The organism is Mesorhizobium sp. M0659, from assembly GCF_040320605.1.
Classification (GTDB): domain Bacteria; phylum Pseudomonadota; class Alphaproteobacteria; order Rhizobiales; family Rhizobiaceae; genus Mesorhizobium.
This window is the reverse complement of record NZ_JAMYPY010000001.1, coordinates 421,637-434,855: the sequence shown is the minus strand read 5'-3', so window position 1 is coordinate 434,855 and position 13,219 is coordinate 421,637. Positions and strand designations below refer to the sequence as shown.

Here is a 13,219-nt window from a genome sequence, read left to right as displayed (position 1 = left end):
TCTATTGGCGCAACCCACTGCACACTTGAAAAGCAACCGATCACGGCGCACGATGTTCACTCTTATGTGAACCCGGTCAGGGCGGGAGCTGGCTAGCCAAGCAGGAGGAGGAGGACGCCATGACGGTTAAGGCAATTCTCGAGAGAAAAGGCCATGACGTGTTCACGCTCGGGCCGAATGTAAAGCTCAGCGAAGCCATTCGAATCCTGGCCGACCACAAGATCGGTGCACTGGTCATCACCAATGGCGATCGCAAGATCGTCGGCATCCTTTCCGAGCGTGACATCGTGCGGGTCGTTGCCAGGGAAGGCGCTGCCGCACTTGATATAACGGTACGCTCGGCGATGACGCCGAAAGTGAAGATCTGCAACGAGAACCACACGGTCAACGAGGTGATGGAGATCATGACCAAAGGCCGTTTCCGCCATCTGCCGGTGGAAAAGGACGGGCTGCTCGACGGTATCGTGTCGATCGGCGACGTGGTCAAGCGCCGCATCGAGGATGTCGAGCGCGAGGCCGACGAGATCAGGGCCTATATCGCAACGGCCTGACCTGACGAAGAGACCGCCGACCGAATACCGGCCGGCGGCGTTCATTCATCGGTTGCCGAGCGGCCGAAAAGGGCTGAAAAGGCCAGCCCGCTGCTCTGCGCTGCTTTGGGCGCTTGTCTCGCGAAGCGGTTTGCACTAGCGAAGACCGATACCCAAATTCGCGAAAATCGCAGTTTTCGCGAGCCAAAAGCGCAGGCCACCATGACCCTTATCGATACCCGCACGCCCGATGCCAAACGTTTTATTCCCGGCGCTACCGGCGATTGGGAGATCATCATCGGCCTCGAGGTTCATGCGCAGGTGACCTCGGAAGCAAAGCTGTTTTCCGGGGCGTCGACGACTTTCGGCGCGGCGTCCAACGCCAATGTCAGCCTCGTCGACGCGGCCATGCCCGGCATGCTGCCGGTCATCAATGAGGAATGCGTCAAGCAGGCGATCCGCACCGGCCTCGGATTGAAGGCGCAGATCAACCACAAGTCGGTGTTCGACCGGAAAAACTATTTCTATCCCGACCTGCCGCAGGGCTACCAGATATCGCAGTTCAAGCAGCCGATCGTTGGCGAAGGCACGATCGTCATTTCGGTCGGTCCCGACCGGCAGGGCGAGTTCGAGGACATCGAGATCGGCATCGAGCGCCTGCACCTGGAGCAGGACGCCGGCAAATCGATGCACGACCAGCATCCGACCATGTCCTATGTCGATCTCAACCGCTCCGGCGTGGCGCTGATGGAGATTGTCTCCAAGCCGGACATGCGCTCCGCCGACGAGGCCAAGGCGTATGTCACCAAGCTGCGCACCATCGTGCGCTATCTCGGCACTTGCGACGGCAACATGGACGAAGGCTCGATGCGCGCCGACGTCAACGTCTCCGTTCGCAAGCCCGGCGGCGAATTCGGTACGCGCTGTGAGATCAAGAACGTCAATTCGATCCGCTTCATCGGCCAGGCCATCGAGTTCGAGGCGCGCCGCCAGATCGCCATCCTCGAGGATGGCGGCAAGATCGATCAGGAAACCAGGCTGTTCGACGCCGTCAAAGGCGAGACGCGCTCGATGCGCAGCAAGGAAGAGGCGCATGACTACCGCTACTTCCCCGATCCCGACCTTTTGCCGCTGGAATTCGATCAGGCCTATGTCGACGCGCTGGCCAAGGAGTTGCCGGAACTGCCCGACGACAAGAAGGCGCGCCTGATCTCTTCACTTGGCCTGTCGACCTACGACGCCTCGATCCTGGTGTCGGAAAAGCCGATCGCCGACTATTTCGAGCAGGTGGCCTCGGGCCGCGACGGCAAGCTTGCCGCCAACTGGGTCATCAATGACCTGCTCGGCCAGCTTAACAAGGCCGGCAAGGACATTGAAAATGCTCCTGTAACACCGGAGCAGCTCGGTGCCGTGATCGACCTGATCAAGGAAGGCACCATCTCCGGCAAGATCGCCAAGGATCTGTTCGAGATCGTCTGGAACGAGGGCGGCGATCCGCGCCAGCTGGTCGAAAGCCGCGGCATGAAGCAGGTTACCGACACCGGCGCCATCGAGAAAGCGGTGGACGAGGTGATCGCCGCCAACCCCGACAAGGTCGAGCAGGCTCGCGCCAAGCCGACCATGGCCGGCTGGTTCGTCGGCCAGGTGATGAAAGCCACCGGCGGCAAGGCCAACCCGCAGGCGGTCAACGATCTGGTCAAGGCCAAGCTCGGTATCGAATAGAACAATGTTCGTCCGCACCGCCAGCGAACGTGACCTTGCCGCCGTCCGCGCGCTGCTGGTCGAAACCTGGCACGCAACCTACGACGCGATCTATGGCGCCCAGCGGGTGATCGAAATTACCGACGACTGGCATTCGATCGCCTCGCTCAAGGCGCGGCTGACAAGGCCGAACTCGGAATTCCTGGTCGCCGATGACGGCAAGCGTATCGGCGGCATGGCTTTTGCCGCCGCAACGGCGGATGCGAAGATCGTGCTGCTGAACCAGCTCTATGTACTGCCGGCCTGCCAGCGGCAAGGCATCGGCCAGGCCTTGCTGGACGAGGTCGAAGCCAGCTTTCCCGAGGCAAACACTTTGCGCGTCGAGGTGGAAGAGGCCAACGTGCCGGCCATCGCCTTCTACCGTTCGAAGGGATTTTTGCCGGCCGGCAGCACCGCCGATTGCGGCGGCGGTTCGGGGTTGCCGGCGCTGATCTTCGAGAAACCGCTGGGATAGGCGTCCGACGAAACGTTCAGTGCTGTCCTTTCAGGACGACCAGATAGCCGCGTTCCACCGGCTGCCGGAAGGCGATCTGTTCGGATGTGCCCGGATCTTTCGATTGCTTTTCGATGACGTAGCCGCCGGGATGAGACTTGAGCCATTCCTCAGGCTTGTCGGCGTTCTCGAATGGCTTCTCTATTCGCCCAAGGAAACCGACCTCGCCCTGATAGTCGTAAGCGACGGCCCAGTCCGCGTCCTTTCGTTCGTCGATGAAGCTCGCCAGCGGCGCGAGATCGTAGCGTTTGAACACGGTCGCCGAGGCGGCGGCGTGGCCGATGCCGAAAAGGGCAAGCATGACAAAGGCCGTCGCCCTCAGTCTGGCGACTGAAATCTCGGCCATGAAGTAGCCCAGCAGAATGGTCGCGAACGGTAGTGCCGGCACGACATAGTGCGGCTGCTTGCCGGATATGGCGCTGAAGACCAGCAGCACCGCAATGAACGAGAACGACAGCAGGCGCAGGGCACGCAGATCCGGGGATTTGGTATCGATCAGGCTGCGTATCCGGGCAACCGGCCTCAGCCGCCACACCGGGGGGATAAAGGCCCAGGGCACGAACATGAGCGGCAACAGCATCAGGTAAAAGTAAAACGGCCGGCCATGCGAATTGTGCAGGCTTCCGGTAACCCGACCTGCCGACTGGTTCCACACGAGATCGTAGACGAAACTGCCCTTGGTCAGGATGGTCGCGGGCGCCAGCCATATGGCGACCGGGACAAGGGCGGCGAGAATTGCCAGGCCGGCTCCGGCAAAGAACTGCAAAGGGGCAAGGCCGGCTCGCCGGTCACGCCAGAGGGGATAGAGCAGGACGGGCGCGCCGATGTGAATGAGCACCACCGGGCCTTTGGCCAGCACGCCGAGCCCGATGAAGAGACCCGCCAGCACCGCCTGCCAGCGGTTGCCGGTCCTGGCGAAGCCCAGCAGCGCCAGCAGTGCGGCGACCACACAGGCCGTCAAAAGCATGTCGAACAGGATCAGGGTCGAATAGATGACAAAGACGGTGCTGCCGGCCACCAGCCAGGGGATGCGACTGGCGATGTCCGGGCGCTCGGGAAACAGGGTTTTGGCCAGAAGCGTCGTCAGCCAGATGACCAGCGACGAGGCGGCGAAGATGACGAGCATCGCCGCCGCGCGGCTCACACCGAAGATGTTCCAAGAGAGATCGATGAGCCAGAACAACAGCGGCGGCTTCTGCAGATAGGGCGCAAAGTTCATCGTCGGTACGAAGACATGTCCACCGAGATACATCTCCCAGGCGACGCTGAGATAGCGCGTCTCATCGACCGGCAGTAGCGGACGGAAAGCGAGCGCGATCCAAAGCAGGGCCAGCAGGAAGAGGTAAGGCAGCAGCCGTTCAATTCGTGTCGGTATCAAGTTCGGGGACCGCCCAGGAAATGGTTTCCACGTCCGGTCATGCACGATGCACCGTCTCCGGACCGGAGCAGAACCGCACCATGATTTTGGCCGAATTGCAACGATGCCGGCTTGGTATTGTGGATTACGCCTGCGTACCGGCAAATAGTTGAAAAATTTGACGATTGGCTCCGATTATTGCTCAGGCCGAGCGCAGCGGCGGCGTCAATTCGCGCATCAGGAGTTCCAGCTCTCGCTGGTCGCCGGTGGCGGTCTTGTCGAAGATGGTTGCCAGCTGTGATTTGACGGTGCCGTCCGAGACGCCGCTGGCAGCCGCGATTTCACGCCGTGTCAGCCCGGCGGCGACATGGCCGGCGACACGCTTTTCCGCTGCGGTCAGTCCGAACAGCGCAGCGATCGCTTCCAGCGCCGGCACTGATGCGGCGCCGGCGGCGGCAATGAAAATGGCCGCGGCGGCGCGCGGCGATATGCGGGCCGAAATGTCGCGTCGCGCCAGAGGCATGACATGCGCCACCGCCGGAGACATGGCCTTCACCAGCGGAATGTTGATGCCGGACGGTCCGAGCGCGAATTCGTCGCGCGTGCCGAGCTGGACGGCGCGACCGATGGCGGTGTTGGCGTTGGCATAAGCGAAGGACAGCTGGCCGCGCACCGAGGACACTGAGGCGGTTTCGGTGAGCAGGGCTTCGGCTGCCGGATTGGCGAAAATGATCTGCATATCGTCGGCGACGATCAGCACTGGATGGTCGAGGCTCTCAAGGATCGAGCGAAAGATGTCGGCCTTGCGCCGCTCGGCCTCGAACAGGTCGCCGATGGTCACCGCACGCCGGACATGGGGGGCGAGCCTGGACATCAGGTCGATATCCCTGGCTGAAATCTGGGGCCTGTCCTTGTCGGTAACCACCATCAGCGTGCCGGTGCGCGCCGGCTGCTTCATCAGCGCTACCCAGAAGAAATCGTCGAGACGGTTGGGTTCCACCCACTCGCGCACGATGCGGCTTTCGAGCCAGTTCTGGCGGGCGTCGGGGCCTTGCAGGGCGTAGACGCTATCGACGGTGAACGGCATGTCGATTTCCATCTTCGGCACCGCCTTGAAGAAGGGCACCTCGCAGGCGTAGTCGCGCTGCAGCGGCTCAAGCAGGACCGGATCGCCGCAGGAAGTCGAAAACCGGGCCGAGTTTCTCGCCGTATCGACGACCGCCAGCATGGCAAGCCGGCCGAGCGCCAATTTGCAGATTGATTCGAGCGTCGATGGCCAACGGCCGACATCGGCAATCGAATCGTAAATCGCTTCGACGATCTGCGGCAGGGCGCGACCGAATACGTTGGCTTGGACAGACACGTAGAGCCTCGTAAGTATTGCAGCGTAGTGGCAGGTAACACACTGTCTCTGCGTGGGGTCGCACACAACATAGCCGGCTTGGTTAAGTCTGTGAAACGTCTCACAGCGGCGTTCGGTGTATTGTGAGCGCTTACGGGATGGCCAGAACGTGCCTGATGAGCCGTTGTCTAAGAGCGCTCGGGCCGGTCTGCGATACAAATCAAAGTGAACGGAATTGGAATTTTTCAGGGAATAAATGAGGAAACTTCCACATTGTCGATCAACCTGGTTCTGCCAAGCCACGCTGCGGCAAGCAGGCGGCCATCGCCGTCACGCCGCCACGAGGTGAGCGTCAGGCTCTCGCGTGCGGCGACGTAGTCGACGCTGTCGAAGCCTGCCTCGAGAAGCGCGGCAGTGGCTTTACCGGTAACGCCGTTTTCATCGGCACCGGCCGCGAGCGCTGCCGCCGTCTGGCGCAAGATGACATTGAGCTGTCGCGCGACGTCGAGCTCGGCGGCGTCGAGATAGGAGTTGCGCGACGACATTGCCAGGCCATGCGCATCGCGCACGGTTGGCGCGCCGACGATGTCCACCGGCAAGTCGAGATCGCGGCAGAGCTTTCGGACGACGCAAAGCTGCTGGTAGTCTTTTTCGCCGAAGATGGCGTAGTCGGGCAGGGCTTGCAGAAAGAGCTTGGCCACGACCGTGGCGACGCCCTCGAAGAAGGTCGGCCTGAAATCCGATTCCAGGCCAGAAGACGGGCCGCCGACCGAAATCTTCGTCGCAAAGCCTGCCGGATACATCTCGGAAACCGTAGGCGTGAAGGCAAGCTGTGCGCCGGCCTCGGTCAGCCGGTCGAGATCGCGGGCCAGCTGACGCGGATACTTGTCGAGATCTTCAGTGGGGGCGAACTGGGCCGGGTTGACGAAGATCGAGACGACGCAGCGATCGGCGGTTGCGAGCGCGGCCCCGACCAGCGAGATATGGCCGTCATGCAAAGCGCCCATGGTCGGCACCATGGCGACGCTCAGGCCTTCGCGCCGCCATTCGCGGATCTGCGCGCGAAGGCCGGGCACGGTGTCGACGACGAGCGGCTGGCTGATGGGGGGCCGGTTCATGCCTTGTCCTTGTCGCTCGCGGCTGAAAAGACGTGGCCCGGCCCGGGGAAGGTGCGGCTGCGCACCTCCGCTGCGTAGCGCGCCGCGGCATCGGCGACCGCGCTGCGCAAATCGGCGTATTCCTTGACGAATTTCGGCACCCGGTCGACCGTCAGGCCGACCATGTCGTCGATGACCAGGATCTGGCCGTCGCAATCGCGGCTGGCGCCGATGCCAATGGTGGGAATGGCAATGCGCCGGGTGAGGTCGGCGGCAACGGTCTCGACCGTGCCCTCGATGACCAGCGAAAACGTGCCGGCTTTCTCGACCGCGTCGGCGTCGCGCATGAGCGCGGCCACATTCTCCGGCGTGCGGCCCTTGATCTTGTAGCCACCGTCCTTTTCCACCGATTGCGGCTGCAAGCCGATATGGCCCATCACTGGAATGCCGGCCGCGACGATTGCCGCAATCTGGAGGGCGACTTCGACGCCGCCTTCCAGCTTCACCGCCTGGCAGCCGGTTTCCTCAGAGATGCGGCGCGCCGAGGCAAGGGCTTGCGCGGCCGAAGTCTCGTAGCTGCCGGCCGGCATATCGACCACCACGCAGGCCTTTGATGAACCGCGCATCACGGCCTGGCCATGGGCGATCATCATCTCCAGCGAGGCGCCGAGCGTGGTCTTGTGGCCATGCAGCACCATGGCAACGCTGTCGCCGACCAGGAGAAGGTCAACATGATCGTCGAGCAGGCGGGCGACGGGATAGGTGTAAGCGGTAAGGCATACGATCGGCACGCCGCCCTTGCGGGCGCGTATTGTCTCCGCACTGATCCTGGCGACAGCTAAGGCCATTCCTCACCTCCCGCAGCCGGCGTTGACTACAGCGCCGCGCGTCCCGTGGACGCGCAAAGGACGCTGTAGCACTTGGGTTTGCGCATGATCCTTTCCGAAAATCGATTTCGATTTTCGGGGTCATGCGGCAGCGCCGGGCGATGAGAGCTTTAGGAAGACGCAGCCGGCTTGGCAAGCGTCGGTTCGCAGGTGCGAAATGGATCGGCCAATGACCGAGCGTTTCGGCATGCCGTCAGTGCCGCAGGCGCCGCAAAACCCTTGCCTTCGCCAAGGCCTGACGCCATAAGCAGGGACAGCCACCGCCGCGCGCCCGCGAGGATCTGAATGAAAACTTTCCTTCTGCAGTTTTTCACCTGGTGGAACCGCCAGACGCTGGGAACCCGTTTTCACACCTGGCGCCACGGCAACAAGGTCGGCCAGGATGGGGCCGGCAACGTCTACTACGAAGGCGGCGTTGATTCGGAAGGCCGCACCCGCCGCTGGGTCATCTACGCCAATTATTCGGAGGCGTCGGCGATCCCCCCGGGCTGGCACGGCTGGATGCATCACCGCGTCGATGTGGCGCCGCCAAGCGACGACTATCGGCCGCGCGAATGGGAAAAGGCGCATGAGCCGAACCTCACGGGAACACCGGCGGCTTATCGCCCAAAGGGTTCCGTGCTCACCAATCAGCACCGTCCGCAGGTGACGGGCGACTACGATGCGTGGACGCCTGGTTCTTGACCGCCGGCCGGTCCTATGTCGCCACAATTGGCGTTTAGCTGCTTGCTGATATGACAACGGCGAATAGCCTTGGGCGTGACAGAATCACCCGGGCCCAAACCACCGGTATCTCCGCATGAACATTTTCAGCCTGACATCGATGGCCGGACTGGCGGCAATTGGCGCTATCGCCATGTTCCCGACAGCGTTTGCCGCGGCGCAGGCGCCTGCGGCAGCACCCGCAATCTCCGATCGCATCACCAATCCGGTCGCCGAATTTGCCGGCATCGACAAGATCACCGGCCGTATCATCACCTTCGATGTCTACATCGACGAAACCGTGCAGTTCGGCGCTTTGCAGGTGACGCCGCGCATCTGCTATTCGCGGCCGGAGAATGAAGAGCCGAAGACCGATTCCTTCGTCGAAGTCGACGAAATCACGCTCGACCGCAAGATCCGCCGCATCTTCACCGGCTGGATGTTCGCCGAGAGCCCCGGCCTAAACGCCGTCGAGCACGCCGTCTATGACGTCTGGCTAAAGGGATGCAAGCAGAAGTCGGATGTGCCGCCGCCCGACGCGGCCAATGCCGAGACGCCCAAGGTCGACACGTCCAAGCCAAAGCCCGCCGCTGCTCCGGCCGCCGAACAGCCGGACCCCACGGAGCCTGACGCGACCAACACCAACTGATCCTCCGGAACCGTCATGGCCACCATGCGTTGGGCCATGGACGACCGCGCATTTGCGCGCTTGGAGGATATTCTGATGTCGGACAGCAAACGGATCACGGCCAGCAAAGACGACCTGCTCGAACTCGAAAAGGGGTTCTGGACGGGCGACGAAGCTTACTACGCCGCCAATGTCGACACAGAATGCCTGGTGGCATTTCCTGAGATGGCACAGGCAATGAACAATGCCGATCTGGCCAAGACCGCGACCAAGCCCAACCGCTGGCGCGACCTTCAGATCGACCTCAAGGGTATCATCGAGCCCGGCAGCGACATTATCATGCTGACCTATGAGGCTCATGCGACACGGGAAAACGGCGAGCCCTACGCGGCGCTGGTCAGCACTGGCTATGTTCATCGTGTCAACGGCTGGAAGATGATGTTCCATTCGCAGACGCCGATGGAAACCGCGAAGGGCTGACCCCTTTCACCTGTCGAGCCGGCTCGGCCGCTCGGTCTCCGGTCAGGGATAAAAAACGGCTTCGCCCTTCAGCGCGTCGGCCAACATCTTCTCGTATTTGACGCGCGGCACGTCGACCGCGCCGAAGCGTTTGAGATGCTCGGTGGTGAATTGCGTGTCGAGCAGGGCAAAGCCGCGCGCCTTCAGCCGCTCGACCAGATGATACAGGCAGGTCTTGGACGCGTCGGTTTCCCGGGCGAACATGCTTTCGCCGAAGAACACGCGACCGAGCGAGACGCCATAGAGGCCGCCGACCAGCCGTTCCTCGCGCCATGCCTCGACCGAATGGCAGTGCCCAAGACGGTGCAGCTCGATATAGGCTTCGCGGATCGGCGCGTTGATCCAGGTCGAGCGGCGCTCCTCGCGCTTTTCGGCGCAGCCGTCGATCGTCGCCTCGAAATCGAAATCGAAGCGGATGTCGAACGGGTGCTTGCGGATCGTCTTCCGCAGGCTCTTCGGCGTGTGGAAGCCGTCGAGCGGGATGATGCCGCGCGTCTCCGGCCGCACCCAGAACACTTCCGGGTCGGAAGCGCTCTCCGCCATCGGGAAGACGCCCGAGGCATAGGCCTTGAGCAAGAGGTCGGTCGGAATGCGATAGCCGGGTGCGTAAGGGCGGGTCATCGCGGCATCATAGCGGCAATTCGGGCGCTATTCCTCTTTGGCCAGATACTTTTCCAGCCAGTGGATGTCGTAGTCGCCATTGGCGATATCGGCATTGCCGACCAGGTCGCGAAACAGCGGCAGCGTCGTTTTGATCCCGTCAACGACGAATTCGTCGAGCGCCCGGCGCAGCCGCATCATGCATTCGACGCGGTTGCGGCCGTGCACGATCAGCTTGCCGATCAGGCTGTCATAATAGGGCGGGATCTTGTAGCCGGAATAGACACCGGAATCGACGCGAATGCCGAGACCGCCAGGCGTGTGGAAATGCGTGATCGTGCCGGGCGAAGGCGTGAAGGTACGCGGATCCTCGGCATTGATGCGGCATTCGATGGCGTGGCCGTTGAACTTTATGTCCTCCTGGCGCACTGAAAGCCCGCCGCCGGAGGCGACGCGGATCTGTTCGTGCACGAGATCGATGCCGGTGATCGCCTCCGTCACCGGATGCTCGACCTGCAGCCGCGTGTTCATCTCGATGAAGTAGAACTCGCCATTCTCGTATAGGAATTCGATGGTGCCTGCGCCGGAGTAGCCGAGGTCGGCGATGGCTTTGGCACAGATATTGCCGATACGGGCGCGCTCCTCGGCGTTGAGCGCCGGCGAGGGCGCCTCTTCCCAGACTTTCTGGTGACGGCGTTGCAGCGAACAGTCGCGCTCGCCGAAATGCACGCCGCGGCCGGCGCCGTCGCCGAACACCTGGACCTCGATGTGGCGCGGCTTTTCCAGGTATTTCTCGATGTAGACGGCATCGTCGCCGAAGGCCGCGCCGGCCTCCGTGCTGGCTGTCTGCAAGGCGATCTCGAGATCGGCTTCGGTAAGGGCGACCTTCATACCGCGCCCGCCACCGCCCGCCGAAGCCTTGATGATCACGGGATAGCCGATCTCGGCGGCAATGCGCCTGGCTTCCTTCTGGTCGGTGACGGCGCCGTCGGAGCCCGGCACAACCGGAATGCCGAGCCGCTTTGCGGTGCGCTTGGCCTCGATCTTGTCGCCCATGATGCGGATGTGGTCGCCCGACGGGCCGATGAAGGTGATGTTGTGGGCGGCGAGAATGTCGGCGAACTTGGCGTTTTCCGACAGGAAGCCATAGCCCGGATGCACGGCATCGGCGCCTGTGATCTCGCAGGCTGCGACGATCTGGTGGATGTTGAGATAGCTGTCGCGCGACGGCGGCGGACCGATGCACACGCTTTCGTCGGCGAGCCTGACATGCATGGCGTCAGCGTCGGCGGTCGAATGCACGACCACGGTCTGGATGCCGAGTTCCTTGCAGGCGCGCAGCACCCGAAGCGCGATTTCGCCGCGGTTGGCGATGAGGATCTTCTGGAACATCCGGCCCGCTCTACTCGATCACGACGAGCGGCATGCCGTACTCGACCGGCTGGCCGTCCTCGAACAGGATCGCCGTCACCGTGCCGGCGCGCGGCGAAGGGATCTGGTTCATCGTCTTCATCGCTTCGATGATCAGCAGCGTCTGGCCTTCCTTGACCTTCTGGCCGACTTCGATGAAGGCCTTGGCGTCGGGCGAGGGCGCGAGATAGGCGGTGCCGACCATCGGCGAGGGGACCGCGTTCTTGGACGGGTCGGCCACTGCTGGTGCGGCAGCTGCGCCCGCCGCGGGCTGCTGCGCTGCCGGAGCATAACTGGCCTGCGGGGCGGCGATGGCGTGGACGGCCGGCGCTTGGCGCGACACGCGCACCTTCAGGTCGCCGAGCTCGACTTCGATCTCGGTGAGATTGGTGTCGTTCAGTATGCCCGCGAGATCGCGGATCAGTTGCTGGTCAACACCGGTCTTCTTTATCGACATTTTCGAGCCTTCTGTTTGTGGGCCGGTCATAGGCGTGCCGCCAGCGCCTGCAGCGCCAGCGAGTAGCCAAGCGGCCCGAACCCGCAGATCATGCCGACAGCGACCGGCGCGACCATGGAGACGTGGCGGAATGGTTCCCGCGCGTGGATGTTGGAGAGGTGAACTTCGGCGACGGGCAGCGGCGCGACAGCGCGGATGGCGTCGTGAATGGCAATCGAGGTGTGGCTGTAGGCACCCGGATTGATGACGATGCCGGCTGCCTTGTCGCCGGCTTCCTGGATCCAGTCGACGAGGTCGCCCTCATGGTTCGACTGGCGAAAATCAATCTCGAGGCCAAGCGCGGCGCCCGCCTGCTTGCAGTCGTCGGCGATCGCGGCAAGCGTCTGGCCGCCATAGATGCCCGGCTCGCGCTTGCCGAGCGCGTTCAGGTTGGGGCCGTTCAGGACGAAAATCGTTTTCAAAAATGCCGACCTTTTCCGACGCCGGCCTCAAGCCGGCGCGCAGGGCCTTCTATAATGGGCATAGCCGCCCGCGGAAAGAGCACAAGTGCGATCTTTCACTGTCCACAACAGGCGGAAATGTGCCCGTGAGAAATAGGCTCGCGTGCAAGATCAGAGCGCGGCTTTCGCCGCCTCGATCTTTTCAGCCAGCACTTCCTGGCCGAGCGCCCCGAACACCACCTCATTGCCGACCACGTAGGAAGGCGTTCCGGTGATGGCCAGCTTGTTGGCGAGGTCGAAGGTCTTGGAGAAAGCCTCGGTGATGGTCGGATCCTTCATCTTCTCGCGCAATTTCGCCTCATCGGCGCCTAGCGACAGCGCAACCTTGATGGCCGCCGCCTCGGTGGCGCGGCCCTGGCCGCCGAGCAGGGCGTTGTGGAACTCGCCGTATTTCTCCGGATGCATCAGGTGGAAAGCCATCGAGACGACGCTGGCCTTTTGCGAATCCGGCCCGAGGATCGGGAATTCCTTGAGCACGAAGCGCAGCTCCGGATCGGCCTTTGTCAGAGCCTGCATGTCCTCGATGGCGCGTTTGCAGAAGCCGCAATTGTAGTCGTAGAATTCGACGATGGTGACCTTGCCCTTCGGGTTGCCGACGACACCGTCGAAGGTCGAGTTGAAAATCTCGGACTTGGCCTTCTCGATGACGCCGAGGCTGGCGATGCGCTGCTCTTCCTTCTGCTTGGCCTCGAGCGCCTCCTGCACTTCGAGCAGCACTTCGGGGTTCTTCAGGAGATAGTCGCGGATAATGCCCTCGACCTCGGTGCGATCGATCTTGGTGTCGGCCGAGGCGGTCTGCACGGCCTGCGCCGTGCCGGCCTTGGCCACCTGCGGATTGCCGGCGACGAACCCGAACGCCAGCATGGCAAGAGCAGCCGCCACTCCCGTCGTGCCGAGCAATATTGCCTTGTTCATCGTCTGATCCTCTTGCCGGTT

The 13,219-nt window shown here is 62.7% G+C and carries 15 protein-coding genes; 6 read left to right on the top strand and 9 right to left on the bottom strand.

Features of this window, described 5'->3' with window-relative positions; translation table 11 throughout:
- The first annotated feature begins 119 nt into the window (after positions 1-119).
- The 3 genes from NKI31_RS02225 to NKI31_RS02215 all read left to right on the top strand — a co-directional run bounded on the left by NKI31_RS02225 (position 120) and on the right by NKI31_RS02215 (position 2,745).
- A complete protein-coding gene (locus tag NKI31_RS02225; RefSeq protein ID WP_023667498.1) occupies positions 120-551 on the top strand; it encodes a CBS domain-containing protein in 432 nt (143 codons plus the stop codon).
- 201 nt (positions 552-752) lie between these two features.
- Entirely contained in the window at positions 753-2,252 is a 1,500-nt protein-coding gene (gene gatB, locus NKI31_RS02220) for an Asp-tRNA(Asn)/Glu-tRNA(Gln) amidotransferase subunit GatB (RefSeq protein WP_352650230.1), read from the top strand.
- Between the two features lie 4 nt (positions 2,253-2,256).
- Entirely contained in the window at positions 2,257-2,745 is a 489-nt protein-coding gene (locus tag NKI31_RS02215; RefSeq protein ID WP_023695377.1) for a GNAT family N-acetyltransferase, read from the top strand.
- A gap of 16 nt (positions 2,746-2,761) precedes the next feature.
- Here the strand turns inward: NKI31_RS02215 and NKI31_RS02210 are convergent, their stop codons facing one another.
- From NKI31_RS02210 to panB, 4 genes are all read right to left on the bottom strand, one after another.
- Positions 2,762-4,162, bottom strand: coding sequence for an ArnT family glycosyltransferase (locus tag NKI31_RS02210; RefSeq protein ID WP_352650228.1), 1,401 nt, complete (start codon positions 4,160-4,162; stop codon positions 2,762-2,764).
- A 181-nt stretch (positions 4,163-4,343) separates the two neighbouring features.
- A complete protein-coding gene (locus NKI31_RS02205; RefSeq protein WP_352596625.1) occupies positions 4,344-5,504 on the bottom strand; it encodes a helix-turn-helix transcriptional regulator in 1,161 nt (386 codons plus the stop codon).
- Between the two features lie 224 nt (positions 5,505-5,728).
- Positions 5,729-6,586: a pantoate--beta-alanine ligase gene (gene panC, locus NKI31_RS02200; RefSeq protein WP_352650368.1), complete on the bottom strand. Its 858-nt coding sequence runs from the start codon at positions 6,584-6,586 to the stop codon at positions 5,729-5,731.
- An 11-nt stretch (positions 6,587-6,597) separates the two neighbouring features.
- Positions 6,598-7,428, bottom strand: a complete 831-nt coding sequence (gene panB / locus NKI31_RS02195; RefSeq protein ID WP_023667492.1) for a 3-methyl-2-oxobutanoate hydroxymethyltransferase — start codon at positions 7,426-7,428, stop codon at positions 6,598-6,600.
- Between the two features lie 324 nt (positions 7,429-7,752).
- On the opposite strand from panB, the gene NKI31_RS02190 reads away from it, so the two are divergent.
- The 3 genes from NKI31_RS02190 (at position 7,753) to NKI31_RS02180 (ending at position 9,277) form a co-directional block, all read left to right on the top strand.
- Positions 7,753-8,151, top strand: a complete 399-nt coding sequence (locus NKI31_RS02190) for an NADH:ubiquinone oxidoreductase subunit NDUFA12 (RefSeq protein ID WP_023667491.1) — start codon at positions 7,753-7,755, stop codon at positions 8,149-8,151.
- Positions 8,152-8,266: 115 nt separating this feature from the next.
- Positions 8,267-8,818: a DUF2155 domain-containing protein gene (locus NKI31_RS02185; protein WP_023667490.1), complete on the top strand. Its 552-nt coding sequence runs from the start codon at positions 8,267-8,269 to the stop codon at positions 8,816-8,818.
- Positions 8,819-8,893: 75 nt separating this feature from the next.
- Entirely contained in the window at positions 8,894-9,277 is a 384-nt protein-coding gene (locus tag NKI31_RS02180) for a hypothetical protein (protein WP_023691220.1), read from the top strand.
- 42 nt (positions 9,278-9,319) lie between these two features.
- On the opposite strand, the gene aat is transcribed toward NKI31_RS02180, so the two are convergent.
- The 5 genes from aat to NKI31_RS02155 form a co-directional block, all read right to left on the bottom strand.
- Positions 9,320-9,937 (bottom strand): leucyl/phenylalanyl-tRNA--protein transferase, encoded by a 618-nt coding sequence (aat, locus tag NKI31_RS02175; RefSeq protein ID WP_023681498.1) that lies wholly within the window; start codon positions 9,935-9,937, stop codon positions 9,320-9,322.
- Between the two features lie 27 nt (positions 9,938-9,964).
- Entirely contained in the window at positions 9,965-11,308 is a 1,344-nt protein-coding gene (gene accC, locus NKI31_RS02170) for an acetyl-CoA carboxylase biotin carboxylase subunit (protein WP_023681497.1), read from the bottom strand.
- A 10-nt stretch (positions 11,309-11,318) separates the two neighbouring features.
- Positions 11,319-11,783, bottom strand: a complete 465-nt coding sequence (accB, locus tag NKI31_RS02165) for an acetyl-CoA carboxylase biotin carboxyl carrier protein (protein WP_023695372.1) — start codon at positions 11,781-11,783, stop codon at positions 11,319-11,321.
- A gap of 26 nt (positions 11,784-11,809) precedes the next feature.
- Complete coding sequence (gene aroQ, locus NKI31_RS02160) at positions 11,810-12,244, bottom strand: type II 3-dehydroquinate dehydratase (protein WP_023695371.1); 435 nt, start codon at positions 12,242-12,244, stop codon at positions 11,810-11,812.
- Between the two features lie 150 nt (positions 12,245-12,394).
- Entirely contained in the window at positions 12,395-13,198 is an 804-nt protein-coding gene (locus NKI31_RS02155; protein ID WP_023734406.1) for a DsbA family protein, read from the bottom strand.
- Positions 13,199-13,219: the final 21 nt, after the last annotated feature.

What these genes read in the sequence shown, in the direction of transcription:
- aat (WP_023681498.1), bottom strand. Translation starts at nt 9,937, where the DNA reads ATGACCCGCCCTTACGCACCCGGCTATCGCATTCCGACCGACCTCTTG.
- NKI31_RS02180 (WP_023691220.1), top strand. Translation starts at nt 8,894, where the DNA reads ATGTCGGACAGCAAACGGATCACGGCCAGCAAAGACGACCTGCTCGAA.
- NKI31_RS02190 (WP_023667491.1), top strand. Translation starts at nt 7,753, where the DNA reads ATGAAAACTTTCCTTCTGCAGTTTTTCACCTGGTGGAACCGCCAGACG.
- NKI31_RS02215 (WP_023695377.1), top strand. Translation starts at nt 2,257, where the DNA reads ATGTTCGTCCGCACCGCCAGCGAACGTGACCTTGCCGCCGTCCGCGCG.
- panB (WP_023667492.1), bottom strand. Translation starts at nt 7,428, where the DNA reads ATGGCCTTAGCTGTCGCCAGGATCAGTGCGGAGACAATACGCGCCCGC.
- NKI31_RS02155 (WP_023734406.1), bottom strand. Translation starts at nt 13,198, where the DNA reads ATGAACAAGGCAATATTGCTCGGCACGACGGGAGTGGCGGCTGCTCTT.
- NKI31_RS02225 (WP_023667498.1), top strand. Translation starts at nt 120, where the DNA reads ATGACGGTTAAGGCAATTCTCGAGAGAAAAGGCCATGACGTGTTCACG.
- accC (WP_023681497.1), bottom strand. Translation starts at nt 11,308, where the DNA reads ATGTTCCAGAAGATCCTCATCGCCAACCGCGGCGAAATCGCGCTTCGG.
- gatB (WP_352650230.1), top strand. Translation starts at nt 753, where the DNA reads ATGACCCTTATCGATACCCGCACGCCCGATGCCAAACGTTTTATTCCC.
- NKI31_RS02185 (WP_023667490.1), top strand. Translation starts at nt 8,267, where the DNA reads ATGAACATTTTCAGCCTGACATCGATGGCCGGACTGGCGGCAATTGGC.
- accB (WP_023695372.1), bottom strand. Translation starts at nt 11,783, where the DNA reads ATGTCGATAAAGAAGACCGGTGTTGACCAGCAACTGATCCGCGATCTC.